The organism is Paenisporosarcina sp. P4_E4_2 (assembly GCF_056401595.1).
In genome coordinates this window covers 1-1216 of sequence record NZ_JBFUJC010000549.1, presented here as the reverse complement: position 1 = coordinate 1216, position 1216 = coordinate 1, and the positions used below count along the sequence as shown (strand labels likewise).

Below are 1216 nucleotides of genomic sequence, written 5' to 3'. Positions count from 1 at the left end.
GATTGAACGTCAATTTATGTTTTCTGCAATTGATTTATTAGAAAAGAGGGAAAAATATATTATGGAATGTCGTTTCGGATTAAATGGTCAAGAAGAARTGACTCAAAAAGAAGTTGCAGATATGCTTGGGATATCACAGTCTTATATTTCCCGATTAGAAAAGAAAATTATTCATGATTTGAGAGAAGAATTAAATCAACCAACAGCTTAATGGATGAAATTGGACGTATTGCAAAACGCATAGTTTCTTACGAGGCGGACACACTGATATGTATCACAGTGTTAAACAGTTCGGAGGAAAAAGCGATGGTACGTACAAAAGTCGAATTATGTGGTGTAGATACGTCAAAGCTACCTGTTTTATCAAACGAAGTGATGACACAAACTTTTATAWGGTTTCAAAGTGGAGATGAATTAGCAAGAGAAGAGCTTGTGATGGGTAACTTACGATTGGTCCTCAGTTTAGTCCAGCGTTTTGCCTACAGAGGAGAACAAGCTGATGACTTGTTTCAAGTGGGCTGTATAGGCCTGATCAAATCAATTGAAAACTTTGATTTAAAACACAATGTGCGTTTTTCAACGTATGCAGTGCCTATGATAATTGGAGAAATCAGAAGACATTTGCGTGATCATCATCCGGTACGTGTATCAAGGTCTTTGCGAGATATTGCATATAAGTCAATGAAAGCCAAAGAGCAGTATATCGCAGAACATTTACATGAACCCACTTTACAGCAGTTGTCAGAGATGATTGATATTCCCCATGAAGATATTCTATTTGCTTTGGATGCCATTCAAGAACCCATTTCGTTGCAGGAGCCTATTTATCACGACGGGGGAGACCCGGTATTCATGCTCGATCAGTTAAAAGATGAGCAAGTGTCAGAAGAATCCTGGTCCACTTATGTTTTTATGAAAGAAAGCATAAGCAAGCTAGACATTCGGGAGCAAAARATATTAGCTAAACGTTATTATTATGGTGAAACCCAAACTGAAATCGCTAAAGAATTGGGAATTTCCCAGGCTCAGATTTCAAGGTTGGAGAAACACGCCATCCGTGTCATAAAAGAAGAATACAACATTGATTACAGATGAATCAATAAAGCTTTTATTCCTTTTCTGGAATAAAAGCTTTATTTTTTGTTTATGAACATAAACTGTAGAAAGGGGGAATGACCGTTGAAATTTACTGATATCCAACAGAAGGAATTTATTG

2 protein-coding genes are annotated in these 1216 nt (G+C 36.8%); both read left to right on the top strand.

Features of this window, described 5'->3' with window-relative positions; translation table 11 throughout:
* Positions 1-211 (top strand): sigma factor-like helix-turn-helix DNA-binding protein (locus AC1DSB_RS19620; RefSeq protein WP_477587455.1); only part of this gene is annotated, 211 nt, incomplete at its 5' end.
* Between the two features lie 95 nt (positions 212-306).
* Positions 307-1095, top strand: a complete 789-nt coding sequence (gene sigG / locus AC1DSB_RS19615) for an RNA polymerase sporulation sigma factor SigG (RefSeq protein WP_477587454.1) — start codon at positions 307-309, stop codon at positions 1093-1095.
* Positions 1096-1216: the final 121 nt, after the last annotated feature.